The sequence below is a fragment of the Shewanella violacea DSS12 genome (genome assembly GCF_000091325.1).
Lineage (GTDB): Bacteria > Pseudomonadota > Gammaproteobacteria > Enterobacterales > Shewanellaceae > Shewanella > Shewanella violacea.
In genome coordinates this window covers 1750427-1775183 of sequence record NC_014012.1, presented here as the reverse complement: position 1 = coordinate 1775183, position 24757 = coordinate 1750427, and the positions used below count along the sequence as shown (strand labels likewise).

At 44.1% G+C, this 24757-nt stretch carries 20 protein-coding genes and 18 tRNA genes; 17 read left to right on the top strand and 21 right to left on the bottom strand.

What is annotated here, in order from left to right:
- Positions 1-31: 31 nt before the first annotated feature.
- The 11 genes from SVI_RS07265 to gltX all read right to left on the bottom strand — a co-directional run bounded on the left by SVI_RS07265 (position 32) and on the right by gltX (position 4022).
- Positions 32-107: transfer RNA gene (locus SVI_RS07265), tRNA-Ala, on the bottom strand.
- Between the two features lie 40 nt (positions 108-147).
- A tRNA-Glu gene (locus tag SVI_RS07260) sits at positions 148-223 on the bottom strand.
- A gap of 152 nt (positions 224-375) precedes the next feature.
- Positions 376-451: transfer RNA gene (locus SVI_RS07255), tRNA-Glu, on the bottom strand.
- A 152-nt stretch (positions 452-603) separates the two neighbouring features.
- Positions 604-679, bottom strand: a tRNA-Glu gene (locus SVI_RS07250).
- A gap of 142 nt (positions 680-821) precedes the next feature.
- A tRNA-Glu gene (locus SVI_RS07245) sits at positions 822-897 on the bottom strand.
- A gap of 304 nt (positions 898-1201) precedes the next feature.
- Positions 1202-1277, bottom strand: a tRNA-Glu gene (locus tag SVI_RS07240).
- A gap of 152 nt (positions 1278-1429) precedes the next feature.
- A tRNA-Glu gene (locus SVI_RS07235) sits at positions 1430-1505 on the bottom strand.
- A 303-nt stretch (positions 1506-1808) separates the two neighbouring features.
- Positions 1809-1884, bottom strand: a tRNA-Glu gene (locus SVI_RS07230).
- Positions 1885-2037: 153 nt separating this feature from the next.
- Positions 2038-2113, bottom strand: a tRNA-Glu gene (locus SVI_RS07225).
- 313 nt (positions 2114-2426) lie between these two features.
- Positions 2427-2502: transfer RNA gene (locus SVI_RS07220), tRNA-Ala, on the bottom strand.
- A 110-nt stretch (positions 2503-2612) separates the two neighbouring features.
- Complete coding sequence (gltX, locus tag SVI_RS07215; protein ID WP_041419768.1) at positions 2613-4022, bottom strand: glutamate--tRNA ligase; 1410 nt, start codon at positions 4020-4022, stop codon at positions 2613-2615.
- A gap of 513 nt (positions 4023-4535) precedes the next feature.
- Here gltX and SVI_RS07210 point away from each other — a divergent pair.
- The 10 genes from SVI_RS07210 to SVI_RS07165 all read left to right on the top strand — a co-directional run bounded on the left by SVI_RS07210 (position 4536) and on the right by SVI_RS07165 (position 7394).
- Positions 4536-4611: transfer RNA gene (locus SVI_RS07210), tRNA-Val, on the top strand.
- Between the two features lie 45 nt (positions 4612-4656).
- Positions 4657-4732, top strand: a tRNA-Val gene (locus tag SVI_RS07205).
- Positions 4733-4794: 62 nt separating this feature from the next.
- Positions 4795-4870, top strand: a tRNA-Val gene (locus SVI_RS07200).
- A 62-nt stretch (positions 4871-4932) separates the two neighbouring features.
- Positions 4933-5008, top strand: a tRNA-Val gene (locus SVI_RS07195).
- A gap of 63 nt (positions 5009-5071) precedes the next feature.
- Positions 5072-5147 (top strand) — tRNA-Val (locus SVI_RS07190).
- A 63-nt stretch (positions 5148-5210) separates the two neighbouring features.
- Positions 5211-5286: transfer RNA gene (locus SVI_RS07185), tRNA-Val, on the top strand.
- Positions 5287-5349: 63 nt separating this feature from the next.
- Positions 5350-5425: transfer RNA gene (locus tag SVI_RS07180), tRNA-Val, on the top strand.
- Positions 5426-5488: 63 nt separating this feature from the next.
- Positions 5489-5564: transfer RNA gene (locus SVI_RS07175), tRNA-Val, on the top strand.
- Between the two features lie 220 nt (positions 5565-5784).
- Complete coding sequence (locus SVI_RS07170) at positions 5785-6012, top strand: hypothetical protein (protein ID WP_013050820.1); 228 nt, start codon at positions 5785-5787, stop codon at positions 6010-6012.
- Between the two features lie 98 nt (positions 6013-6110).
- Complete coding sequence (locus SVI_RS07165; RefSeq protein WP_013050819.1) at positions 6111-7394, top strand: MFS transporter; 1284 nt, start codon at positions 6111-6113, stop codon at positions 7392-7394.
- Positions 7395-7407: 13 nt separating this feature from the next.
- Here the strand turns inward: SVI_RS07165 and SVI_RS07160 are convergent, their stop codons facing one another.
- A complete protein-coding gene (locus tag SVI_RS07160) occupies positions 7408-8643 on the bottom strand; it encodes an MFS transporter (protein ID WP_013050818.1) in 1236 nt (411 codons plus the stop codon).
- Between the two features lie 100 nt (positions 8644-8743).
- Between SVI_RS07160 and SVI_RS07155 the strand changes: the two genes are divergently transcribed.
- A complete protein-coding gene (locus tag SVI_RS07155; protein ID WP_041419767.1) occupies positions 8744-9631 on the top strand; it encodes a LysR family transcriptional regulator in 888 nt (295 codons plus the stop codon).
- 106 nt (positions 9632-9737) lie between these two features.
- Positions 9738-10079 (top strand): FKBP-type peptidyl-prolyl cis-trans isomerase, encoded by a 342-nt coding sequence (locus SVI_RS07150; RefSeq protein WP_013050816.1) that lies wholly within the window; start codon positions 9738-9740, stop codon positions 10077-10079.
- A gap of 99 nt (positions 10080-10178) precedes the next feature.
- On the opposite strand, the gene maiA is transcribed toward SVI_RS07150, so the two are convergent.
- The 5 genes from maiA to phhA form a co-directional block, all read right to left on the bottom strand.
- On the bottom strand, positions 10179-10832 hold the full coding sequence (maiA, locus tag SVI_RS07145; protein WP_041420256.1) for a maleylacetoacetate isomerase: 654 nt from the start codon (positions 10830-10832) through the stop codon (positions 10179-10181).
- Positions 10833-10929: 97 nt separating this feature from the next.
- On the bottom strand, positions 10930-11916 hold the full coding sequence (locus tag SVI_RS07140) for a fumarylacetoacetate hydrolase family protein (RefSeq protein WP_013050814.1): 987 nt from the start codon (positions 11914-11916) through the stop codon (positions 10930-10932).
- A gap of 251 nt (positions 11917-12167) precedes the next feature.
- Complete coding sequence (gene tyrR, locus SVI_RS07135; RefSeq protein WP_013050813.1) at positions 12168-13706, bottom strand: transcriptional regulator TyrR; 1539 nt, start codon at positions 13704-13706, stop codon at positions 12168-12170.
- Between the two features lie 229 nt (positions 13707-13935).
- On the bottom strand, positions 13936-14274 hold the full coding sequence (locus tag SVI_RS07130) for a 4a-hydroxytetrahydrobiopterin dehydratase (RefSeq protein ID WP_013050812.1): 339 nt from the start codon (positions 14272-14274) through the stop codon (positions 13936-13938).
- 73 nt (positions 14275-14347) lie between these two features.
- Positions 14348-15145: a phenylalanine 4-monooxygenase gene (phhA, locus tag SVI_RS07125; RefSeq protein WP_013050811.1), complete on the bottom strand. Its 798-nt coding sequence runs from the start codon at positions 15143-15145 to the stop codon at positions 14348-14350.
- Between the two features lie 363 nt (positions 15146-15508).
- Between phhA and galU the strand changes: the two genes are divergently transcribed.
- From galU to SVI_RS07105, 4 genes are all read left to right on the top strand, one after another.
- Complete coding sequence (gene galU, locus SVI_RS07120) at positions 15509-16432, top strand: UTP--glucose-1-phosphate uridylyltransferase GalU (protein ID WP_013050810.1); 924 nt, start codon at positions 15509-15511, stop codon at positions 16430-16432.
- Complete coding sequence (galE, locus tag SVI_RS07115; protein WP_013050809.1) at positions 16429-17442, top strand: UDP-glucose 4-epimerase GalE; 1014 nt, start codon at positions 16429-16431, stop codon at positions 17440-17442. Before galU ends, galE begins: the two co-directional genes overlap by 4 nt.
- An 85-nt stretch (positions 17443-17527) precedes the next feature.
- A complete protein-coding gene (gene napF / locus SVI_RS07110; protein WP_013050808.1) occupies positions 17528-18013 on the top strand; it encodes a ferredoxin-type protein NapF in 486 nt (161 codons plus the stop codon).
- Positions 18014-18147: 134 nt separating this feature from the next.
- Positions 18148-18567 carry a bactofilin family protein gene (locus tag SVI_RS07105; protein ID WP_013050807.1) on the top strand — a complete coding sequence of 140 codons (420 nt, stop codon included), beginning with the start codon at positions 18148-18150 and terminating at the stop codon, positions 18565-18567.
- A gap of 93 nt (positions 18568-18660) precedes the next feature.
- Here the strand turns inward: SVI_RS07105 and SVI_RS07100 are convergent, their stop codons facing one another.
- The 4 genes from SVI_RS07100 to fucP all read right to left on the bottom strand — a co-directional run bounded on the left by SVI_RS07100 (position 18661) and on the right by fucP (position 23128).
- Positions 18661-19338: a DUF2982 domain-containing protein gene (locus SVI_RS07100; RefSeq protein ID WP_013050806.1), complete on the bottom strand. Its 678-nt coding sequence runs from the start codon at positions 19336-19338 to the stop codon at positions 18661-18663.
- 138 nt (positions 19339-19476) lie between these two features.
- On the bottom strand, positions 19477-20220 hold the full coding sequence (locus SVI_RS07095; protein WP_013050805.1) for a YdcF family protein: 744 nt from the start codon (positions 20218-20220) through the stop codon (positions 19477-19479).
- 73 nt (positions 20221-20293) lie between these two features.
- Positions 20294-21190: a fructokinase gene (gene mak / locus SVI_RS07090; RefSeq protein ID WP_013050804.1), complete on the bottom strand. Its 897-nt coding sequence runs from the start codon at positions 21188-21190 to the stop codon at positions 20294-20296.
- A gap of 651 nt (positions 21191-21841) precedes the next feature.
- A complete protein-coding gene (gene fucP, locus SVI_RS07085; protein WP_013050803.1) occupies positions 21842-23128 on the bottom strand; it encodes an L-fucose:H+ symporter permease in 1287 nt (428 codons plus the stop codon).
- A gap of 287 nt (positions 23129-23415) precedes the next feature.
- Between fucP and SVI_RS07080 the strand changes: the two genes are divergently transcribed.
- Positions 23416-24744, top strand: coding sequence for a GH1 family beta-glucosidase (locus SVI_RS07080; RefSeq protein ID WP_013050802.1), 1329 nt, complete (start codon positions 23416-23418; stop codon positions 24742-24744).
- Positions 24745-24757: the final 13 nt, after the last annotated feature.

The following is a 24757-nucleotide window of genomic DNA, read 5'->3' as shown; positions in this document are numbered from 1 at the left end:
CCAATCTTACTCGATATGAACAAGGTAAATATGGTGGAGCCTAGCGGGATCGAACCGCTGACCTCAACACTGCCAGTGTTGCGCTCTCCCAGCTGAGCTAAGGCCCCATTTCATGCACTGGAATATAAGCATGAAACTTTGAAAAATTGGTATCCCCAAGGGGATTCGAACCCCTGTTACCGCCGTGAAAGGGCGGTGTCCTAGGCCTCTAGACGATGGGGACCCGGACTTTTATTGTTTAGACTCTATAAAATTAAAGAGCTTATAGGCTAGAACTCAAAGGCGTGAGTTAAAGCGGTACATTGCGATTTACTGGCTCGTTAGAGAGCGAATCTTTCACATTTAACCGAAATATTTATCAATTAAAAATAAATTTGGTATCCCCAAGGGGATTCGAACCCCTGTTACCGCCGTGAAAGGGCGGTGTCCTAGGCCTCTAGACGATGGGGACCCGGACTTTTATTGTTTAGACTCTATAAAATTAAAGAGCTTATAGGCTAGAACTCAAAGGCGTGAGTTAAAGCGGTACATTGCGACTCACTGGCTCGTTAGAGAGTGAATCTTTCACATTTAACCGAAATATTTATCAGTTAAAAATAAATTTGGTATCCCCAAGGGGATTCGAACCCCTGTTACCGCCGTGAAAGGGCGGTGTCCTAGGCCTCTAGACGATGGGGACCCTGGACTTTTATTGTTTAGACTCTATAAAATTAAAGAGCTTATAGGCTAGAACTCAAAGGCGTGAGTTAAAGCGGTACATTTAACCCAAACTGGGTTCTTTTCAAGAATTCGTGACAACAAGTCAAAAAAACAAGAAAAATTGGTATCCCCAAGGGGATTCGAACCCCTGTTACCGCCGTGAAAGGGCGGTGTCCTAGGCCTCTAGACGATGGGGACCCTGGACATTCATTCTTTAAACTCTACAAATAAAGAGTTGTCTATAAGTTCAATTCCGAAGGCTATGGATTCGAACCTCTGTTACCGCCGTACTTCCTATAAGAAACCACTGCGCGGTGTCCTAGTCTTACTCCCTCTAGACGATGGGGACCCTGGACTTTTATTGTTTAGACTCTATAAAATTAAAGAGCTTATAGGCTAGAACTCAAAGGCGAGAGTTAAAGCGGTACATTGCGACTCACTGGCTCGTTAGAGAGTGAATCTTTCACATTTAACCGAAATATTTATCAGTTAAAAATAAATTTGGTATCCCCAAGGGGATTCGAACCCCTGTTACCGCCGTGAAAGGGCGGTGTCCTAGGCCTCTAGACGATGGGGACCCTGGACTTTTATTGTTTAGACTCTATAAAACTAAAGAGCTTATAGGCTAGAACTCAAAGGCGTGAGTTAAAGCGGTACATTGCGACTCACTGGCTCGTTAGAGAGTGAATCTTTCACATTTAACCGAATAAACATCAGTTAAAAATAAATTTGGTATCCCCAAGGGGATTCGAACCCCTGTTACCGCCGTGAAAGGGCGGTGTCCTAGGCCTCTAGACGATGGGGACCCTGGACATTCATTCTTTAAACTCTACAAATAAAGAGTTGTCTATAAGTTCAATTCCGAAGGCTATGGATTCGAACCTCTGTTACCGCCGTACTTTCTATAAGAAACCACTGCGCGGTGTCCTAGTCTTACTCCCTCTAGACGATGGGGACCCGGACTTTTATTGTTTAGACTCTATAAAATTAAAGAGCTTATAGGCTAGAACTCAAAGGCGTGAGTTAAAGCGGTACATTGCGATTTACTGGCTCGTTAGAGAGTGAATCTTTCACATTTAACCGAAATATTTATCAGTTAAAAATAAATTTGGTATCCCCAAGGGGATTCGAACCCCTGTTACCGCCGTGAAAGGGCGGTGTCCTAGGCCTCTAGACGATGGGGACCCTGGACTTTTATTGTTTAGACTCTATAAAACTAAAGAGCTTATAGGCTAGAACTCAAAGGCGTGAGTTAAAGCGTTACATTGCGATTCACTGGCTCGTTAGAGAGTAAATCTTTCACATTTAACCGAAACATTTATCAGTTAAAAATAAATTTGGTATCCCCAAGGGGATTCGAACCCCTGTTACCGCCGTGAAAGGGCGGTGTCCTAGGCCTCTAGACGATGGGGACCCTGGACATTCATTCTTTATAAACTCTACAAATAAAGAGTTGTCTATTAGCTCAAATCCGAAGGCTATGGATTCGAACCCCACTCTCAATTAAGAGAGCGCCGTACTCTTTAACAAACAAGAACGCGGTGTCCTAGTCTTGTTCCCTCTAGACAATGGGGACCCGGACATTCATTGTTTAAACTCTACAAACAAAGAGTTGCCTATAAGTTTGAATCCAAAGGCTAAGGATACATACCTTACCTACTCACTCCCACTAGACTCTGGGGTAGGCTCTTATTGTTTAGACTCTATTAAGAAGAGTGTTCGTTAGATGGTGGAGCCTAGCGGGATCGAACCGCTGACCTCAACACTGCCAGTGTTGCGCTCTCCCAGCTGAGCTAAGGCCCCTCACTAACGTTTAACATTACACTTTTGAGTCGCTACTAAGCTTTTGCTTCATTGTGTCTCAAGTGCGTGGCGCATTCTATGCAGCGCACCCAAAAGTGTCAACTCGTTTTTTAGGAATTTATTCTATTTGCTACAAATTCAATCGCTTTGGAGATTCTTTGTTCGCAACGGGCCTTTCCAACTAAGAATAAGGTCAAATCAACAGCAGGTGACATGCCCGCTCCTGTAACCGCGACACGTAAAGGCATACCTACTTTGCCCATTCCTACCTCTAATTCACTAGCTGTATCTTCAATTGCTTGATGAATACCTTCTAAAGTCCACTCATTTAGCTCAGCCAACTTCTTTTGAACCAGTTGTAATGGCTCCATAGCAACACCTCTAAGGTGCTTCTTAGCTGCTGTCGCATCAAACTCGGCAAAATCTTCAAAGAAGTAACGACTCGATGCAGCCATCTCCTTCAATGTCTTGGCACGTTCAGACAAAGCCGTCACGACATCGGGTAAGGCAGGGCCATTACTGGTATCGATATTTTGATCTGTCATATGCCACTCTAATTGCTTGGCGACATCAACAGGATCAAGATTTTTGATGTAGTGTTGATTCAACCAAATCAATTTATCGGTATTAAATGCTGAAGCGGCTTTATTGATATCTTCTAACTTAAAGAGTTGCTTCATCTCTTCTATAGAGAAGATCTCTTGATCGCCATGTGACCAGCCTAAACGCACTAGATAGTTAAGCAGCGCTTCAGGCAAGAAGCCATCATCACGATACTGCATTACACCAACTGCACCATGGCGCTTAGAAAGCTTGGCACCATCATCACCTAGAATCATAGCAACGTGTGCATATTCAGGAATTGGAGCACCTAACGCTTTAAGAATATTGATTTGACGAGGAGTGTTATTAATATGGTCTTCACCTCGTACTACACAAGTGATCCCCATATCCCAATCATCTACTACGACACAGAAGTTATAAGTAGGCGTACCTTCTGTACGTGCAATGATAAGATCATCGAGCTCAGCATTGGCGATTTCAATTCGACCACGAACATGATCGTCAAAAACTACCGTTCCCTCTGTCGGGTTTTTAAATCGGATAACAAAAGGCTCATCCGTATTGCGAGGAGCAAGATCACGACAACAAGCATCATACTTTTGACTCAAGCCTTTCTCAGCCTGTTCTTCACGCATCTTCTCGATACGGTCACGTGAACAGTAACATTTGTAAGCACTGCCCTTTTCTAACATTTGAGCAATGATCTCATTATATCGATCAAAACGTTTTGTCTGGTAAAAAGGCCCCTGCTCCCAATTAAGCCCTAACCACTCCATTCCATCAAGAATTGCCTGGCATGCTTCCGGTGTAGAACGTTCAATATCGGTATCTTCAATACGAAGAACGAACTCACCACTATTGGCACGAGCATATAGCCATGAATAAAGAGCAGTACGAGCACCACCAACATGTAAAAAACCGGTAGGACTTGGAGCAAAACGCGTCTTAGTTGTCATAATGGACACTAACCTATATAGAAAAGCCTAAATTCTAGACTGTACCAATGAATGTGGCGCATATTCTAACAGCCTCGAGAAATTACCAACAGCTAAGAAGCTTATTACTTACCTAGATTATTTCGTTCACTTGCCTCTGGGTATTATTTTGTCCGAGTGTTTCATTACACTTCTAGGTTAGATGTCTATATAGGGGAATAGCTTTTATATTCTCCTATATAGAGATGAGAACACTCGACTCGATAAAAATTCAAATCATCATTATCTAGGCCAACATCCAAGCAGCGAGTTAATCTTGATCACATTCTACGGAATGAAGTATATGTATTTACTCCTTCCCTCCCAAACTAGCAAGAAGCTAACCGCTGGTTATTTGAATGATTTATCTACATAATAAGCTCGTCTTGGATAACAATGCATCAGGCCGTGCAAAATAACACCGCATAAGCGTTTTTATCTAAAAAACCGTTGACACTAAACCGTTCCCCCCTATAATACGGCCCCACACAGCGAGGTCGATTAGCTCAGCTGGGAGAGCACCTCCCTTACAAGGAGGGGGTCACTGGTTCGAGCCCAGTATCGACCACCATATTTCAATTTTAATTGAAATAACTGTGTAGTATAGAAAGTCCCAGGTCGATTAGCTCAGCTGGGAGAGCACCTCCCTTACAAGGAGGGGGTCACTGGTTCGAGCCCAGTATCGACCACCATTTTCTTATCGCTTATTTAGTAATAAGTTTTAAGAAAATAAACAGTAAAAATGAAAATCCCAGGTCGATTAGCTCAGCTGGGAGAGCACCTCCCTTACAAGGAGGGGGTCACTGGTTCGAGCCCAGTATCGACCACCATTTTCTTACCGCTTATTTAGTAATAAGCTTTAAGAAAATACACAGTAAAAATGAAAGTCCCAGGTCGATTAGCTCAGCTGGGAGAGCACCTCCCTTACAAGGAGGGGGTCACTGGTTCGAGCCCAGTATCGACCACCATTTTCTTACCGCTTATATTAGTAATAAGTTTTAAGAAAATAAACAGTAAAAATGAAAGTCCCAGGTCGATTAGCTCAGCTGGGAGAGCACCTCCCTTACAAGGAGGGGGTCACTGGTTCGAGCCCAGTATCGACCACCATTTTCTTACCGCTTATTTAGTAATAAGTTTTTAAGAAAATACACAGTAAAAATGAAAGTCCCAGGTCGATTAGCTCAGCTGGGAGAGCACCTCCCTTACAAGGAGGGGGTCACTGGTTCGAGCCCAGTATCGACCACCATTTTCTTACCGCTTATTTAGTAATAAGTTTTTAAGAAAATACACAGTAAAAATGAAAGTCCCAGGTCGATTAGCTCAGCTGGGAGAGCACCTCCCTTACAAGGAGGGGGTCACTGGTTCGAGCCCAGTATCGACCACCATTTTCTTACCGCTTATTTAGTAATAAGTTTTTAAGAAAATACACAGTAAAAATGAAAGTCCCAGGTCGATTAGCTCAGCTGGGAGAGCACCTCCCTTACAAGGAGGGGGTCACTGGTTCGAGCCCAGTATCGACCACCATTTCAGCCCTTCTCAACAATTATCCCCAAAATAGAACACGTAAAAACCAATCTAATTATTGCCTTTCCGACCCTCATAAGTTTCAACATATTTCAACGACCTCTATTTATCGAATAACACAGCGAGTTGCTATAACATTTACCAATATAAAAGCCTTTAAAGCTCCATTCAGCCTGACTTCAACTATTCTTCAGATATAACATAAATTGAGATCTATCCTATGGCAGATGTCAGTCAATCCGCCTCCCTGAGCAGCATAGCAGCTTACCTTAAGCTAACTCATAATTGTGATGAAGCCTCTGCATTAGTTGAAGCCAAGGAAGTCATGCATAATCTCGTAACCATGAGACAAAAGGGCTTCATTACCGGCTGGTATTTCGATGAGCATGGTCACCTTGAGCTACTCCCGAGTGATGCAATCTCGAAACAAATTAATCCACAAAAATAACTAATCCTGACAATCCCCCCCCAGTTAAGTAAAGCAACTGCTTTACTTAATCTTTTTTTGATGTAATAGTAAACAAAATCAGCAAGGCAGCTATCGAAATGAGTCAATTTACGGACAAGCAGACCCAGCATCAAGGGATTAATTCAGGCTCAAATAACGAGAAAGCAGGCGCAAATAGAATCCTCTCAGTTACTTTACTGGTGACATTGATCAGTGTTGCCGGCATAGCACTCCCCTATCCGATATTAGCTCCCCTGTTTGCAGCAGGGACCTCACCGCTAACTCAATTCTTAAATCTACCTTCAGAATTGCTGTTAGGCATAGTATTAGGGATTTACCCGCTGGGAATTATCATAGGTAGTAGCATTATTGGCGCAATATCTGATAATTACGGCCGTAAAAAAATCTTAAGTCTAACCCTGTTAGGCAGTGCCTTCGGCTATAGCTTAACGGCTTTTTCCGCCGCTTCTGAAAACTTTTTACTCTTCTGCATCTCGCGTTTACTGACTGGATTATGTGAAGGCAATATCTCAATCGCCCGTGCGATTGCAGCCGATCTTCATCCCATAATAGACAAGACGCGTAGCTTTTCTCTTATAAGCTCTATGGGGTATGGCGGGTATCTACTCGGTCCCTTAGCTGGGGGCTACCTGGTTATGGCTGGCATAGATATGGTTTTCTGGGTAGCAGCACTCGCGTGCCTTACCTGTGCGCTAATGAGTCATATCTTGCTACCTAAGAGCTTAAATAAACCCGACAAACATGCCGAGACAGGATCAAGTCTTTCTCTACTAGCTCAACCAGATCTGAGACGCTTCTTCCTGCTCTATCTGTTTTTGACCATGGGCGTCAATCTATACTATGAGTATTATCCCTTGCACTTGGTGAGAGAGTTTGGCTATCAGCCTATCGATATCAGTTGGGCAACCGTATTTCTAACTACATGTATGATCTTAACGAGTGTATTTATCAATCCCATCATACAAAGAAGACTAGATCATCCTCATGCAAGCCTATTAGGAATAATCCTTTTCGGCTCAGCTCTTGGCGCATTACCCTTCTTTATCGATCAAGGCTATTTGATCACATTTGCCTTAATGGGGGCCGGTATCGCCATTTACAACGGCTTTCTCCCCTCTTACCTTTCTCATTCCTACGAGAACCGGGCTCAAGGCAAGTTGATGGGCATGCTAGTGACCATTTTCTGCTTAGGTAACTTGCTGGCAGCCTTGATAGGCGGTCTGGTATCCATGTTTGATGTTAGATGGGCGCTATTTTTGGGTGCATCAATTAGCTTCACTGCCGCGATTATTTTCTACCATGGACACTTTAAGGCAAAAATTTGGCCCTTTGCAGGCAAGCAAGTTGAGCCATCACGATAACGAACTTGGCAAATCAGCTACTGCTAGCATGAGCTGGCACTGTCATAGATTCGTTGTTAGTTAATCTCAATAAAACCAGGCTCAAGAGCGCCATGATCAAACTTGAGCCTAGCACCACGCCTCCCCACCCCCAATGATGCCAAAATGGCATCAACAAGGGTCCGCCCAAGGCGGCTCCCAGGTAATAACTACATAAATACAACGATGTAGCCTTGGCTCTGTGACACTTTGCCCTGTGGGTTACCCAGGCATTACAGCCACTGTGGATAAGGAAAAATCCGAATGCAGTCACCAAGAAACCTAAACAGATAAACACGCCTGTATCGACCAAGGTCAACAAGGACCCCAAAAACATCAGCAACAGAGATAATCGAAACAGAGTCCTGCGTCCGAAACGCTTAATCAAATGACTGGAATGATAAGACGCCCAGGTACCGCTCAGATAACAGAGGAAAATAAGGGTCACCTCGAAACGGCCCAAACTAAACGGCGCCGACATAAGATGAAGTTGAATGAAACTGAATTGATTCACCATGACTAAAAAGGCCAGGCCGCCAACCAGATAAATTTGCCTGAGTTTGGCATCACGCAGATGGACCAGAAAGCCATTAAGATCTTTAGCTCTGAATACCCTTTGTCTCACTCTGGGCCTGTCTGGTTTTTTGAACTGAGTCCTAGGCAGCAGATAATGCACCATGACCACACCGACTATCGAGATAGCTAAAATAACCATAATCACCTGCTGCCAGTGCAAGTGTAATGACAGGGCGCCACCTATTAGACGTCCTGAGATCCCACCGATACTATTCGCTGCGATATAAACTCCCCCCGCCTTTAGCATTGACGCTTGACTCAGCTCGTCCTTAAAGTAGGCCATGGCAATAGCGGGAACGGCCGCTATCAAGACTCCCTGCAACAAACGTAAGCATACGAGAACTGAAAAGTCTGCCACAAAAATCATCAGAACATCGGTCAACAACAGCAGATATAAGCTAATCATTAATGGCGGCTTACGCCCGACCCTGTCGGATAACCAAGCATAAAATAGCAGTGAAAATGCCATGGCAAAGCTGGTGACCGAGAGTAATAAGGTCGAGTGACTGATATCGACATCGAACGTCTCGGCAATCAAGGGCAAGATACCTTGGACTAAATAAAGATTGATATAGACAACAACCGAGGCAATAGACAACCCCCAGATAAGCCTTATCTCTTTATTTTTATTATTGCTGTTATCAGTTAAACACATAGGCCATACCTGTCGATGATCGAACTCCATAGACATAGGTTAGCACCGAGGTTAACATGACAATAATATATTAAAACAATCAAAGTCATTGATTTTTATTATGGATATACGTCAACTTAAACACCTTGATGCCCTGGCTAAAACAGCCAGCTTCACTAAGGCGGCGCAGAGCCTGAATATGGCCCAGCCTGCCTTAAGCCAAAGTATCAAACGCCTTGAGAGCTCCTTAGGCGTCACTTTGGTGAACAGGGCAAGATCTGGAAAGGGAGGTAACAAACAGCTCAGTCTCACCGCAGAAGGTAAAGCACTGCACCAACATGCCCTATTGATCATCAAGCAGCTGAAACAAGCTGAGGCCCACATCAAATCAATGGCAAACTTGACTAAGGGAGAGGTCAGGATCGGCGTGCCAGGTATGCTTGGCTCCTTCTACCTCCCCTCCCGTCTGATGGCATTTCGCCATCAATATCCAGATTTAAAACTGTCTCTGTTCGAAGGTGGAACCCGGGACTCGCTCAAGATGCTTGCCCGTGAAGAGGTAGATATCGCCATCATCACAGCCCAAGATCTTAGCCCTGAATTTGAAAGCCACCTGTTGCTAAGGGAGCAGATGGTGGTCGCCATAGGGCCTGAGCATCCCCTGGCAGAACAGCAAAGTATCAGCTTAGAGGCCTTCTTCGAACATGATCTGGTGATGTTTAAACCTGGCTACTTTCACCGGGAATGGCTATTAGCCCAAGCTAAATCATTGGGAGCCAAAGCCAATATTGCCTTCGAAACTAACCTTATAAACCTCATTAAGCAGGTAGTCACACAAGGATTTGCTATCACCAGCGTGCTAGAGATGGTGATCAACGACAAGGATGACATTCTGGCGAAGCCCTTTCAGCCTCAGGTATTTCTCGATCTGCATATTGCCTGGAAGAAACAACGCCCTATTAGTCAGGCAGACAGAGCCTTCGTCGATTTCTTGATGAAAAACAGGTGATGCTTAGTCTAAATTTATAGGCGTGATAATACCTATTGGTATAAGCTCACCGTAACATAGCCAGGATGAAGTACTTATACCGATTGGTATTAACCGAGACGAACTGATGAATAGTGAATTACAAGTAACAGACATAAAAATTGGTGACGGAAAAGAGCTGGTCAAAGGCGCCTTGATCACCACCCAATATGAAGGTTTTTTGCAAGATGGGACTAAATTTGACTCATCCTACGACAAGGGTAAGGCATTTCAATGTGTGATAGGCACGGGCCGAGTGATCAAGGGCTGGGATATCGGCCTAATGGGGATGAAAGTCGGCGGTAAGCGTAAGCTCTTTGTCCCGGCTCATCTCGCCTATGGAGAGCGTCAGATTGGTTCAATGATCCCAGCTAATTCTGCTCTATCTTTCGAGATTGAACTATTAGAAGTACTCACTCGAGATGACTAGCGCTAATTAATAATTTTATTTAAGAGTCAGTTCCATCTGACTCTTAAATAAATTAGATTAAATAATTCATCATGTTACACACTAATAGGCTAGCCTAAGTTAGACGGCATCAAATTGATTCTCTGGCATGGCTTGGATAAATGCATCCAGTTGATTACAATTTTCAGTGATACGTAAAATATGAGGATAGCGGGCCAAATCCACCTTGAAGCGATGGGCGTTATATACCTGTGGAATTAAACAGAGATCCACAAACGTCACACTATCACCGAAGCAGAAACGTCCGGCATGCTTTTCGAGTTGTTGCTCCAATGCACCAAACCCCTCATGGATCCAGTGATGATACCAGCCAGATTTAGCTTCATCGGTCATACCAAGCTCGCCAGCCAAATACTGCAGCACCTTAAGATTGTTGAGCGGGTGAATTTCACAAGCAACAGATAATGCCAGAGAACGTACTTGTGCCTTAGATTGGCTGTCTTTAGGAAGCAGAGCACTCTGTGGATAACACTCTTCCAGATACTCGAGAATAGCCATTGATTGAGACAACACCAACTCATTGCCGCTGTCATCTATATCGACTAAGGTCGGCACTAACTCCTGGGGATTTAGCTTTGCATAGTCGGCCTTATGCTGCTCACCGCCATCTTTCACCAAGTGCACTGATAACAAGTCGGCATCGAGTCCTTTAAGGTTCAAGGCAATTCGGACTCTATATGCGGCGCTCGAACGCCAGTATCCGTATAGTTTCAACATCATACATCCTTAAAAATCAGGGCTTAAAATCTAGATTTAAAAAAATGGGGCTAATCCAATTGAATTAGCCCCCTTCTACCGCATATTTTTAAAATTAGCCTTTATACTCGACGACTTGCTGATCGATTGAGCCGAAAATAGTCTGCTCATTATCATCGAGCATCTCGATACGCACCCGATCGCCAAACTTCATAAAAGAGGTGGATGGTTTACCATGAGCAATGGTTTCTAGCATGCGCGTCTCGGCCAAACAGCTAGAACCTGCCGAGCGGTCATAGTTAGAGATGGTACCCGAACCTATAATGGCACCAGCGCCTAAAGGTCTGGTCATGGCAACATGTGACACCAACTGGCTGAAGTTGAATGTCATGTCGACGCCAGCATTAGGCCGACCGAACAGCTCATTGTTTAAATATGTGACCAGTGGCAGATGCACTTTCGAATCTTCCCAACGAGCACCAAGCTCATCTGGCGTTACCGCCACAGGAGAGAAACTACTCGATGGCTTGGCCTGAAAGAAACCGAAGCCCTTCGCCAGCTCGCCAGGGATCAAGTTACGCAGAGACACATCGTTGACTAACATCAGCAGCTTGATGTGCTTCTGAGCAGAATCAGCAGACACGCCCATGGGTACATCATCGGTAATAACGGCAATTTCGGACTCAAAATCTATGCCCCACTCTTCACTCGCCAATGGAATATCGGCTTTAGGCGCGATAAAGCAATCAGAGCCGCCTTGATAGACCAAAGGATTGGTCCAGAATGTCTCCGGCATCTCAGCGCCACGAGCCTTACGAACCAGCTCGACGTGATTAACATAAGCACTGCCATCGGCCCATTGAAAAGCACGGGGCAGAGGAGATAAGCACTGGGCTTCATCGAAAGCGACAGCATTATCGATCAGTCCATCGTTTAACGCTTCATATAGCTCTTGCAGTTGTGGTTGCAGCAGCTCCCAGGCATCAATTAGCTGCTGCATAGTGTGAGCAATGGCAGGCACTGCCACAGTTTTAGAAAGATCTTTACTCACTAACATCAACTGGCCATCACGACGACCATTGTTATAACTGGCTAACTTCATACCCGCTCCTATCCTAAATCTGTACCCAACCAAGTTCTTAACTCAGTTGAGTATCATGTCTATTGTAATAATGACTGTATAAGTACCTTAAGCATAGCCAGATAGGAATAGCGTGACCTAAATCACATGAGGCTCAACACGCCCCTATTCCGTAAAGATATCATTACAGTTTCTATTTCCAGCTAAAATAGGCACTTTCCCCCCCAATCATGATAAAAAACTTGTTACTGCTTGGTAATAAGCTTTTACCTCTATTTTTGCTTGCTGATCTTATACTCTCTGAGCTTATTGGCGATGGCAGTGTGTGAAACCCCTAGCTTCTTAGCCAGCTGACGCGTGCTTGGATAAGCCGGATAGAGTCGCCTTAGCAGACTGGATTCGAACTGTTTCATCGCCTGATCTAAGCTTCCCTCAAATTGATGGTCAAAATAGCCGAATCCTTCCGCATAGGAAGGTAATTTCAGATGATCCACCGATAATTCGGCTGAGCCATCCCACATAGACACGGCCCTGAAGATGGCATTCTTCAGCTGACGGACATTACCCGGCCACGCATAGTTGAGTAGGTGTTCCCGGCATTTGGCCGAAATACGTCTGATTGGAATGGACAGCTGTTGGCTATAGTGCTCGAGGAACATCTCGGTAAGTGGGATCACATCTATCTTGCGCTCACGCAATGATGGCATATGAAAACTCAACACATGGATCCGATAAAAGAGATCTTCTCGAAACTCACCGCTCTGACACAACTCAGCCAAATTCTTCTGAGTCGAGCAGATGATCCTAACATCGGCCCTCACCTCATTGTCGCCACCTAATCGTCTAAACGTTCCGTCTTGGAGTAGGCGCAACAACTTAACCTGCGCCGATTTAGACATCTCGGCAATCTCATCGAGAAAAACAGTGCCCCCCTTGCCCTCTTCGAAGAAGCCTCTCTTCACCACAATGCCGTTACTGACAAAACCAAACAACTCCTCTTCGGCAGCGCTGTCAGGGAGAGCTGCACAGTTGATGGCGATAAAGGGATGCTCTCTGCGCATACTGGCATCGTGACATGCTCTGGCCATCAGCTCTTTGCCCGTTCCCGTTTCCCCGGTGATCAACAAGGGCGCATCGAGTTGAGCCATACGACGAGCCTGAACCAGCACCTCTTTCATCTTGTCGCTGGTCACAAGCACATTTTCAAACCCCACTGTATGGCTCTGTAATGCGTTAAACTGTTTGCCCACCCGTGCAGGTGATTTTAACGAAACGACAGCACCAGCAAGAATACTCTTATCACTCTCATCAGGCAGATAGATGGGCAGCATCTCGGCTAGATATTCATGTTGCCCTATGTTGACTCGAGTCGCCTGAGCCAGCACTAAGCTCTCACTGAGCCAACGGCTAAAGTTAAACCCCTGAACCCAATGATTGAGCGGTTCATCTATGATCTCATGTTCAGCCATGCCCACTGTCATGAGTGCTGATTCATTAACTATCCGCACACGACCTTTCACATCGATTGAAAACACTGAGTCGGGCAATGTCTTAAGCAAGGTTTTTAAGGCGTAATGCTCCTGCTCCGATGGCATAAAAGACACGGTTCGGACATCATGAACCCCCTCCACTTTTCTGATCAGGGGCAATAGCTCACTGAGCACATCAAAATTGACTTCAGCGAACTGGAGGTAGAGGAAACCTTGGTTACTGGCATCTATCGCAATAAGATTGATACCGTATCCTTCTAAAATCATCAAAATGTCTTTGGCCAGACCGACCCGGTCCATGCAACATACTTCGAGGCGCATACTGTCAAGTTTCCCTTTTTTAGTAGTATTATTTTTGGGATGTTTTCGTGCACTAAGTGTAAAAAGCCCGAATATATTTAGCATTCCAACCAAGCTCAGTAACACTCAATCAAGCTCTTATACGTTAGAAGGTTATGATAAATGTGGCAAGTCTTGTTTACAGGCCTAGGGGCTAGGTTGAAAAGAACAGCAGGCTAGTAATCTAACCTGCTGATTATATGTGTTAAAGTTAACCTATCAAGTGGTCGGTTTTCGCCGCCATGATGAAATCATTCTTGTGCAGGCCCTTAACAGAATGAGACCACCAGGTCACAGTGACCTTGCCCCACTCGGTCAAAATCCCCGGATGATGAAACTCTTCCTCAGCCAATTCAGCAAGTTCATTGGTGAATACCATGGCAAGTTTAAAGTTTTTGAACTTGTAGACACGTTCTAACTGCATCACGCCATCGCGTACTTCAACTCCCCAATCGGGGATCATTCTTATCAGCTCAGCAAGTTCACTGTCTGAGACTTTAGGCGCATCGGCCTGACACGCTTCACACTTCATTTCCGATAACTTGGACATTATTCTTCCTTTTTATTTAATCATCTTAAGTTAAGTGACAAATGTGACACTTACTTAATGGAACTGCTATTACTTAGCCGGCTTTGGTTTTCAACTCATAAAGAGGGGCAAACATACCTAATCTTTTAGCTTCGGCTACCGCTCCCATGATATCCATCTCAACAATCTCATCGAGAAACGATAAGCCATCTACGGCGTAATAGACAGGTTGCATGATATCGATGCGATAAGGTGTTCTTAGCACATCGACTAGATTAAAAGGTCTAATTTGTGGCTCAGGTCCCATGGCATATAAGGTTTCTCCAGGAGAGCTCAATATGCCACCACCATAGATAGACAAGGAGTTATCTGGATTACGGATCAGGCCAAACTCGACGGTGAACCAGTACAAACGAGCCAGTAATACTCTATCTTCCTTGCTGGCCGACAGACCCAAGTTGCCGTAGGCATGGGAAAACTTGGCGAACGACTCATTAGTTAGCAGGGGACAATGACCAAAAACCTCATGAAAAATATCTGGTTCTCTTAAATAATCAAATTCATCTTTACTGCGGATAAAGGTTGCAACAGGAAACTCTCTATTAGCCAGCAGCTCAAAGAAGCGCTCAAAAGAGATCAATGCTGGTACGGCAGCCGTTTTCCACCCCGTCATAGCTAACAATACCTTATCGATATCCTTAAGCTGTGGAATAATATTGTCCGATAAACCCAGATCCTTCAGACCTTGCTGATACTCGCTGCAGGCATATTCAGATAAATTTCCTAGCTGTCTCGAATACAAGGCTTGCCAGATATCGTGTTCTGGTTGAGGGTAATCTATGTGGCCATCGGCATCCGGCGAGCGAGCCTTATACTGTGTATTTTTACTCATGTCATTTATATTACTCATTATGGTTTCATTATCCATAGTCGATCAATCGAGCTTTTTTGTTAACTCCCTCACACTTTATTCTTTGTCTAAATTAGCACCGAGTTTGTAATAATTTCGTTACAATCATAAGTTATGTTCAATAAGCAACTATAATTAAAGGAATTAAAACGTATAATTAACTTTACACACTGTCACGCGGAATCACTTTAACTTCTAAGTAGGCTATTAACATGGCTTTTCCTGGTCAGTTTATTAAAATAGATCAATGATACTGTAATTATCCGTCACGAAACTCGTGATAGGCGACTAAACTCAGTACTTTGAACTCGTTTAGCGACCGCATGGGGCAACTTAAGGAAAGAGATGAAACAAGCGCAAATACGTAAAGCTGTGATCCCGGTAGCGGGACTAGGAACAAGGATGCTTCCTGCGACTAAGGCCATTCCAAAAGAGATGCTACCCGTCGTCGATAAGCCGCTTATTCAATATGTTGTCAATGAAGCCATCGCCGCGGGTATCAATGAAATTGTCCTAGTTACCCATGCCAGTAAAGATCCCATCGAGAATCATTTCGATACCAGTTTCGAGCTCGAAGCTCAACTAGAGAAACGAGTAAAACGCCAACTATTAGCCGAGGTGCAATCTATCTGTCCCCCCGGTGTTACTGTGATCAGCGTAAGACAATCCCAGGCCAAAGGTTTAGGCCATGCCATTTTATGCGCGAAGCCTGTGGTGGGAGATGAGCCCTTTGCCGTGCTCTTGCCCGATGTTATCGTAGATGAAGCCAGCTGCGATCTGAGAAAAGATAATCTGGCAGAGATGGTTAACCTGTTCAACCAGAGCAATGTCGGCCAGATCATGGTTGAAGGCGTACCCTTCAACCAAGTCCATCAATACGGCATTGCCGACGTCAATGGCAATAAACTAAGACCCGGTGATTCAGCACCTTTAGCTCAGTTGGTAGAGAAACCAAGCATAGAAGAGGCTCCATCGAACCTAGCCATCGTTGGACGTTACATCTTACCCGCAGATATTTGGTCATTACTGGCCAAGACCCCTGCGGGAGCAGGTGATGAAATTCAGCTCACAGATGCCATCGCCATGATGATGGAAAAGCAGACGGTAAATGCTTATTATATGAAGGGAAAGAGCCACGATTGCGGCAACAAGCTGGGATATATGCAAGCCAACATAGAGCATGCCCTACGTCATAAAGAGATAGGTCAAGATTTCAAACAGTACCTAACAAAATTAGTCTCAGAATTCATCGAGGAAAAACAGTCATGACCATATTAGTCACAGGTGGCGCGGGTTATATCGGTAGCCATACAGTGGTAGAGCTGTTAAATGCAGGACAAGACGTGGTTATCGTCGACAACTTAGTTAACTCTAGTATCGAGGCCTTGCATAGAGTAGAAGAGATCACCGGAAAATCTGTCACATTTTATCAAGGTGATGTACTCAATAAAGCCTTCCTGCAGAAGGTGTTCAGCGATCACGAAATTCAATCAGTGATTCATTTCGCTGGGCTCAAAGCCGTTGGTGAATCTGTGGCCCAGCCATTACGCTACTATGAGAACAATGTCACAGGTACTTTAGTGCTTTGCGAAGTCATGGCGGCTAATAATGTCAAAAATCTAGTCTTTAGCTCTTCGGCCACGGTTTACGGTGATCCTGCCAGCTTACCTATCACCGAAGACTTCCCCACTGGGGCGACGAATCCTTATGGTCAATCTAAGTTGATGGTCGAACATATATTACAAGATCTATATCATTCAGACCCAAGCTGGAACATTGCCAGACTGCGCTATTTCAACCCAGTCGGTGCCCATAAGAGTGGTCGTATCGGTGAAGACCCTAATGATATCCCCAATAACCTGATGCCATTTATCGCTCAGGTGGCTGTAGGGAAACGTGAGAAGCTCAGCGTGTTCGGTGACGACTATGACACCCATGATGGCACTGGAGTTCGCGACTATATACATGTGGTCGACTTGGCCATAGGTCATCTGAAGGCGTTAGATAAACTCAACACACAGTCTGGACTGGTTACCTATAATTTAGGCACGGGAAAGGGTTACAGCGTCATCGACATGGTCAAAGCATTCGAAAAAGCTTGCGGTAAATCCATCAATTATCAAATTGTTCCACGCCGTCTAGGTGATATTGCTGCTTGTTATGCGGACCCGAAGAAGGCCCTGAGCGAATTAAACTGGCAAGCGACCCATAACTTGGAAGACATGGCCAGTAGCAGCTGGCACTGGCAATCGAGTAATCCTAACGGTTATGGTCAATAGACTCACTTAAGCCAATAGACTAGGTCCTAGCCTTATGTAAGCGAGTTCTAGGACCTTAGTATTTCACTTTATTAAGCAGTATCAAATGAGCAATATTAATCAGAGCAGACGTCGACTCTTTAGTCGTAAAAAATCCAGTGCTATTCGGCCACCATGGAGTAATACAGATATCGAATTTACCGATATCTGTACCCGCTGTGATAAATGTATCCAGGTTTGTGAGACACAGATTATTATCCGTGGTGATGGTGGCTTTCCTGAGATTAGCTTTGCCGATGACGAGTGTACCTTCTGTAAGAAGTGCGCCCAGGTTTGCCCCGAGCCAATATTTATCGATACCGAGCAAGCCCCCTGGGAATTAAAGGCTGTGGTACAGGAATCTTGCCTGGCGTATGAAGGAGTCTGGTGCCAAAGCTGTAAAGATGCCTGCGATGAGCGTGCCATTAGCTTTAAATTAGCAATCGGCCAAGCTCCAAAACCTGAAATAAACACAGACCTATGCACCGGCTGCGGTGCCTGCGCTGCTCCCTGCCCTACAAATGCCATCAAATTACAGTCTCCAAATCAATAAAGAGATCTATTACTTTATTTTATACAAATAAGCGACAGCCAAAAAAATGACTTCAGAGTGCCAAATATTAGTGGTTTGTTTACTGTTAATATAAGGTTAACATAAGCTTATTCATGACCTATTTGTAGAGCATTATGTTCGGAAATAAGAAAAATAACACAGGACTGACCTTCGTGGCTCAAGGTACTAAACTCTCAGGTGAGAGTCACTTTGCCGGAGAAGCACTCATAGGTGGTGAAGTGTATGGAAAAGTAAGCTCAACAGGAAAAATCACCATAGAAATTGATGGTTATCTTGACGGAGAAGTTAACTGCGAAGAGCTGAAAGTCGCAGGCAATTTCAAGGGTCAACTTAAGTGTAAAAAACTCAATATCACCAGTACAGGTACAGTTGAAGGTGAAATAGCCTGTGAGTCTATGGAAATATTTGAAGGGGGTCAGTTTATCGGTATGCGAGTAAGAGAGGATGTCGCCTTATTGAACACAGTCCCATTAGATCAAGAGTGTCACACTGAGCCTAAATCAGACCTGCAAGGTGAGCTGCAAGTTAATTGATAATAAGCAATAACGGGTATCTAGTTACTCATTCATATCTGTAATAAATATGGTTTCAGGCGCCTTACTATGGCGCCATCTCCAGCGACAAGTCTAGTCTAGACTCTGTCTTACCTTTAACAGGTATTCTCTGAGCAGTTTAACAAACTCGTCTGCGGATCTGTCTAGACAATCTATAGGAATATAGAGATGAAACCCCATGTTTTTACTTAACATTTCACATCTGTGTCCAAACATAGCCTGTACACCTTTATAGCGTTCATCATTGACCACTAATGGAGTAAACTCAGAGTTCATATAGGCTTCTAACTCAATTAAGTCTTCATCCAAGGTGACCGCAGACATCAAGAGTGGCCGCTGCTCGGTTAACAGGCCTGTGGCCAGTCGACCGGGTATAATATCCAAAACTGGGTTAATTTTTTTAAGCTTGATACCTATGTAAGGTAATTCAATCGACTCAAAACCATCGAGTCCACGGGGAATATCTATTCTCTGTATATTATCCCAATGAATGACAATACTGCCGCGTCTATGGTGATACTTAAGCCCTTGATGATTAAGCTCTAGACTAACTTCAGGCTCGAGAATTTTGGACACCCCAAGTACCAAAGATATCACCCCTAATGAGAAGCAGAGCATTCCAGGGGCAAACATGGCTGTAGAGGACAGAAACAAGCCTATACCTATTATCAGTATAATCGCGCCCACTAAGGTCAAGGTTCTGCTATTACGTTTAAAATTTGAGTTTATCTGTACGGCTTCAATATCCAAGAATCATCCTAAAAATCTCATTACTGCTGTGGGGATTGCCTTGCTTGTTTGGCACAAAAAGTACATCGAGACTATTTTGTTAGCTTATCTATTAGCTTTAATCTGGAGGCTCGGTGACCCAATAATTTATATTATTATCTAGTCACTTTTATATTTAAGCTTAAACCAGAGCCTACCTACATATTCATGAATGGCACGCTGAGATGAAAGTAAGTTATTTGCATCTAGCTGCCACCAATAACCTTGTCTGGTGATAAAGTCTGTAGGTGCCGCTTGCGGACGTAAACCTTGGCTATGAAAGATGGCCATAGATCTTGGCATATGGCTAGCTGAGGTGACGAGTCTAAATGGATAGTTACCCACATCCCATTTAAAATATTGGGCTTCTTCTATGGTGTCTTTAGCTAATGGGAAAGTGATAATACGTTCTTTAGGGATCCCAAACTGTAAGGCGGCCTCGGCCATGATTTTAGCATGGGGTGTTTTAGAGGCACTGCCCCCCCAGCCACTGACAATCAGTTTACAATCTTTGCCAAGTTTATATTGACGTACACCTTCGGTTAATCTAGCCAAAGCTGTAGTCGATAACTTGTGAACAGCCCCCCCGGGAACTGCATCATCATGACCACTTCCGAGTACCATGACTAAACAGTCGGCACTAATCGCCTTATTATTGACTTTATATTGATTTTCGAGAGAAGCGGTTAATAGATTGCTGCCCACAGAGCTACTCAGAAAAACCAGAATAACCATGGCAACTGCCAATACTGAGCGAACCAGTTTACGGTTTCTCAGCATCAGGATGCAAAATAGCAATAATAGAACAACCAAAGGGATTGGCATAAAGAGTTGAGAAATTACTTTTTTAAACCAAAACATCATGTTGCCAGCCCGATTAACCTAATTTCGGGCTAGTCTAACATAAGTTATCGGCTATTTTTATCAAAGCCTAGTATCACCATAACCAAGCGGCACCTCGCACTCCAGATGAACAACCATAAAGATTCTGCACCACAGGAGTTCGACACTCACCACCCACCACGTATTTGGCTAATATTTTGGGTAGTTTAGGATAGATGGCATCGATATTAGACATGCCGCCTCCTAACACAACCACATCAGGATCGAGTGTGTTAATCACATGAGCCAGAGATCTGGCCAATCTGTCGATGTAGCGCTCAAACGTTGCTAGGGCTCGAGCATCACCGGCATCGACCAACTCCATTATCTCTGAGCCTTTAGTCACCTTGCCTCCGGCCTGGTTATAGTCACGCACAAAGCCAGTACCAGAAATGAAGGTCTCGATGCAATCGTGATTACCACAGAAGCATGAAGTGGAATTAAACTCCTCTTGAGACATCCATGGCAGTGGATTATGACCCCACTCTCCACCTATCCCATTGCCACCACTGTGTACCCGACCATTGATGGCAATACCACCGCCACAGCCTGTGCCTATGATGACGCCAAAGACCACCCCTTTGCCGGCACCAGCACCAGCACCGTCAACGGCTTCTGAGACGGCGAAACAGTTAGCGTCATTAGCGACCCTGACTTCACGATTCAATCGCTGCCCCAGGTCAACGTCCAGAGGCTTGCCATTAATCCAGGTGGAATTTGCATTCTTGACTAGGCCAGAAAAAGGCGAGATAACCCCAGGGATCCCAACACCGACACTTCCCGTCATGCCTAAACTAGTTTCGGCTTCCTCCACTAGACTCACGATTGTATCTAGTGTGGCCTCATAAACGCGCGGAGTCGGCAAACGTTTACGAAATAGCTCTTTTCCATCAGCATCTAAAGCTACAATTTCAATTTTGGTTCCACCAAGGTCTACGCCCATTCGCAACATCTGTCTTACTCCACTATCAACTCATATTTAATATTGAATATTTAAACTTAACCGGCACCCGCACCTTTCTTTCAAATATAGTAACCATGCCAGTACACATTTAATAAACCTAGTAACATTTTTGTAATGGATTATCGGAAAAACGCTACTAAATCCACAACTTAAAGATAACCACTTTAGTGTACTACATTCATATGCACTATTGTCCAATCTTTAGCTATAGATTCCGATTTTCGGAAGCGATATCGAATAATACCCCCACAATTAGAAAAAAATTAGCACTTTTATCCCAAAGGATAAATCCATGTGCTCTCGCTCCAACCTCAAAAGCTGTTAATAAAAAATTCCTTTTTTTCAGCACAAGCAACTCAGTAAAAGTGAGTCTCTTCTATTTTAATGAAAATAATGCAGTCTATTCCCCCTCATCAATCTTCTGCGACCATTGCAACTATTGAACCAAAGACCCTATCGATAGCCGCAACCATAGTTGTCTCTGCCGTAATTGCAGCCACATGTTCGCTAGTAACTGGATTATTGACGGCTCCCAGTCCTCTATTGCGAACAAAAAACTAAGCATCTATGACATGGTTATGGCTATGGTTATGGTTCTAAGGCTGCCAACATGGTAGAAATACTCAGCCATCAAGTGAATCACCTACATAAACTTGCTACATTTTCCCGGCTAATTAACTGGCTCCCCACCAAGCCATAAAAAGCAATATATGCAAAACAGAGTACTGGTAATAAGAATGAAATCTGAATCCCAGCCAAATCGGCGATGACACCTTGTAAAACGGGGATAATTGCACCTCCTACGATAGCAAGACACAAGATGCCAGAACCTCGGCTGGTATGCTGTTTAAGGCCTCTGAGCGCTAAGGTAAATATACTAGGGAACATAATTGAATTGCATAATCCCACTAAGATGATGGCCCACAGCGCTATCATCCCAGATGAGAAAGTGGCGACGAGTACAAGTGCTCCAGCGCAGATGGCATTAAAACCTAAAACTTTACCCGCCGAGATTTTCTGCATGACTAAGGAGCCAATGAAGCGGCCAATCATGGCCCCTGCCCAGTAGTAAGTCACATATTTAGCCGCCTCAATCTCTTCGAGTCCGGCAATACTATCCATGGCAGCAAAATTTATCAGTAAACTGCCTATGCCAACTTCAGCCCCAACATAGACGAAGATAGCAATAGCACCTAATACCAAATTCCTGGACTGCCAGGGAGAACCTGGTGACTTGGTCCTCGTTTGCTCCTGGCCACTTTCGACCTTGGGCAGTTTTAATAAAGCAAAAATAAGCGCCATTAAAAACAGCGCTGTAGCCAATATAAGATAAGGTGTTTGTACCGCTAGAGCCTGATTTTGGCTATGTTGAACCACAGCTTCACTCTTGGACATCGAAGATAAGATGAGCCAACCACCAAAAATCGGAGCTAAGGTTGCCCCTAAAGAGTTGAATGCCTGAGTCATAGTCAATCTGGAAGAAGCCGTTTTGGACTCTCCCAGTACACTCACATAGGGATTAGCCGAGACCTGTAACAGGGTGATGCCCGCCGCTAAGACAAACAAAGCAGTTAAAAAAGCATAATAAGAACCCGTTGTGGCTATCGGATAAAATGCCAAAGCCCCGACTCCGGCAATAATCAATCCAAACACTATGCCTTTTTGATAGCCTATCTTGCTTACCAAAACCCCGGCAGGTATGGAAACGATAAAATAAGCGCCGAAGAAGCAAAATTGTATCAACATGGCTTGGGTATAACTGAGTTCGAACATCCCCTTAAGATAGGGGATTAAAATATCATTTAAGCTAGTGATCAAACCCCAGATAAAAAATAGCGAAGTCAAACAGGTCAACGAGAAATGATAATTTTTCCTCTCACCTATTATGCCCGTCTCTTTTTCCGATGTTGAAGGTATTGCAACCATACATATCCCCTGATTAATTTAGTCATTTACTGATAGGAGCATTGTGTCTTCAATATATTGTGGGCTTTACAGCACACAGGAATACAAGTGTTAACAGCATCAAACAAATATATTGATTTTTAACACTCAACCCTCTATGTTGATGTAAGCGCTTTCATTTATAACATACTTATAACGAATTGCAATTTTTTTGAACGATTACCTAAGCGATTTCAATCAAGGTTGCCAATACACGCGGCAGTACAAGTTACTGCCTTACTTAAATTTAATACATGTTGATTACTGTGATGAAAATACAATTACCTAAGAACTCTGCGATGTTATCGACCCAATTTACTTACGGTGTCGCAACCGCTTCATTCCAAATTGAGGGAAGTGCAGATTCCCGACTGACTAATATTTGGGACACTTTTTGTAAAAAAACAGGCACCATTATCGATCAATCGGATGGGTTAATCGCCTGTGACCATGTCAATCTATGGGAGCAAGATATTGATCTTATCAATAGTCTAAATGTCGACGCCTACCGATTATCGATATCTTGGGGCCGAGTGATGAATCGAGACGCCAGCCTGAATGAGCAAGGCGTAAATTTTTATATCAAGCTATTAGATAAATTAAACCAGCTTAATATCAAAGTTTTCGTCACCCTTTATCACTGGGATCTCCCTCAATACATAGAGGATAACGGCGGCTGGTTAAATCGTGAAACGGCCTATCTGTTTCGTGATTATGCCGACAAAATATCCACAGCTTTCGGTAACAGGGTCTACTCCTACGCCACGCTCAATGAGCCATTTTGTAGTGCTTATTTAGGTTATGAAGTGGGTGTTCATGCACCGGGTATTGCAAATGCAAAGGCCGGCAGAACCGCAGCCCACCATCTACTGTTAGCCCATGGCTTAGCGATGAAGGTGTTGCAGATAAATAGCCCCGACTCACTTAACGGAATCGTACTCAATTTCACCCCTTGCTATGCAAACAGCGAAGATGCGGCGGATCTTGCTGCCACCAAATACGCCGATGACTATATGAATCAATGGTATATAAAACCTATTCTGGATGGCGCTTATCCAGACCTACTGGAATCTCTCCCCATAGATGTCAGGCCTGATATCCATGATGGCGACTTAGACATCATCTCCCAGCCATTAGATTTCCTCGGTGTAAACTATTACACCCGTCTGATCTATAAGGCTAATGAACAAGACATATTCGAACAAGTGCCTAACGATACGGCCTTACATACAGACATAGGATGGGAGATCTACCCCAGAGGCTTAACGGAACTGCTTACCTCGTTAAATATGACCTACAAACTCCCGCCTGTGTATATCACAGAGAACGGCGCCGCCATGGCTGATAAGCTAACAGATGGAGAAGTAAGAGATAAAGACAGGATCAATTACTATCAAGACCATCTCAGAGCCGTTAATTTAGCCATAGAGCAAGGCGTCGACATTCGAGGATACTTTGCCTGGAGCTTGATGGACAATTTTGAATGGGCTGAGGGATATCTTAAGCGTTTCGGTATCGTCTATGTCGATTATGAAACTCAAAAACGAACAATTAAATCCAGCGGTTTAGCGTATAGAGATCTCATCAGCAACCGATAAAGATAATAATAAG

What these genes read in the sequence shown, in the direction of transcription:
- galE (WP_013050809.1), top strand. Translation starts at nt 16,429, where the DNA reads ATGACCATATTAGTCACAGGTGGCGCGGGTTATATCGGTAGCCATACA.
- SVI_RS07140 (WP_013050814.1), bottom strand. Translation starts at nt 11,916, where the DNA reads ATGAAGTTAGCCAGTTATAACAATGGTCGTCGTGATGGCCAGTTGATG.
- tyrR (WP_013050813.1), bottom strand. Translation starts at nt 13,706, where the DNA reads ATGCGCCTCGAAGTATGTTGCATGGACCGGGTCGGTCTGGCCAAAGAC.
- SVI_RS07130 (WP_013050812.1), bottom strand. Translation starts at nt 14,274, where the DNA reads ATGTCCAAGTTATCGGAAATGAAGTGTGAAGCGTGTCAGGCCGATGCG.
- SVI_RS07095 (WP_013050805.1), bottom strand. Translation starts at nt 20,220, where the DNA reads ATGATGTTTTGGTTTAAAAAAGTAATTTCTCAACTCTTTATGCCAATC.
- napF (WP_013050808.1), top strand. Translation starts at nt 17,528, where the DNA reads ATGAGCAATATTAATCAGAGCAGACGTCGACTCTTTAGTCGTAAAAAA.
- mak (WP_013050804.1), bottom strand. Translation starts at nt 21,190, where the DNA reads ATGTTGCGAATGGGCGTAGACCTTGGTGGAACCAAAATTGAAATTGTA.
- SVI_RS07170 (WP_013050820.1), top strand. Translation starts at nt 5,785, where the DNA reads ATGGCAGATGTCAGTCAATCCGCCTCCCTGAGCAGCATAGCAGCTTAC.
- fucP (WP_013050803.1), bottom strand. Translation starts at nt 23,128, where the DNA reads ATGGTTGCAATACCTTCAACATCGGAAAAAGAGACGGGCATAATAGGT.
- SVI_RS07150 (WP_013050816.1), top strand. Translation starts at nt 9,738, where the DNA reads ATGAATAGTGAATTACAAGTAACAGACATAAAAATTGGTGACGGAAAA.
- SVI_RS07165 (WP_013050819.1), top strand. Translation starts at nt 6,111, where the DNA reads ATGAGTCAATTTACGGACAAGCAGACCCAGCATCAAGGGATTAATTCA.
- SVI_RS07080 (WP_013050802.1), top strand. Translation starts at nt 23,416, where the DNA reads ATGAAAATACAATTACCTAAGAACTCTGCGATGTTATCGACCCAATTT.
- galU (WP_013050810.1), top strand. Translation starts at nt 15,509, where the DNA reads ATGAAACAAGCGCAAATACGTAAAGCTGTGATCCCGGTAGCGGGACTA.
- SVI_RS07155 (WP_041419767.1), top strand. Translation starts at nt 8,744, where the DNA reads ATGGATATACGTCAACTTAAACACCTTGATGCCCTGGCTAAAACAGCC.
- phhA (WP_013050811.1), bottom strand. Translation starts at nt 15,145, where the DNA reads ATGAGTAAAAATACACAGTATAAGGCTCGCTCGCCGGATGCCGATGGC.
- gltX (WP_041419768.1), bottom strand. Translation starts at nt 4,022, where the DNA reads ATGACAACTAAGACGCGTTTTGCTCCAAGTCCTACCGGTTTTTTACAT.
- SVI_RS07160 (WP_013050818.1), bottom strand. Translation starts at nt 8,643, where the DNA reads ATGTGTTTAACTGATAACAGCAATAATAAAAATAAAGAGATAAGGCTT.
- SVI_RS07105 (WP_013050807.1), top strand. Translation starts at nt 18,148, where the DNA reads ATGTTCGGAAATAAGAAAAATAACACAGGACTGACCTTCGTGGCTCAA.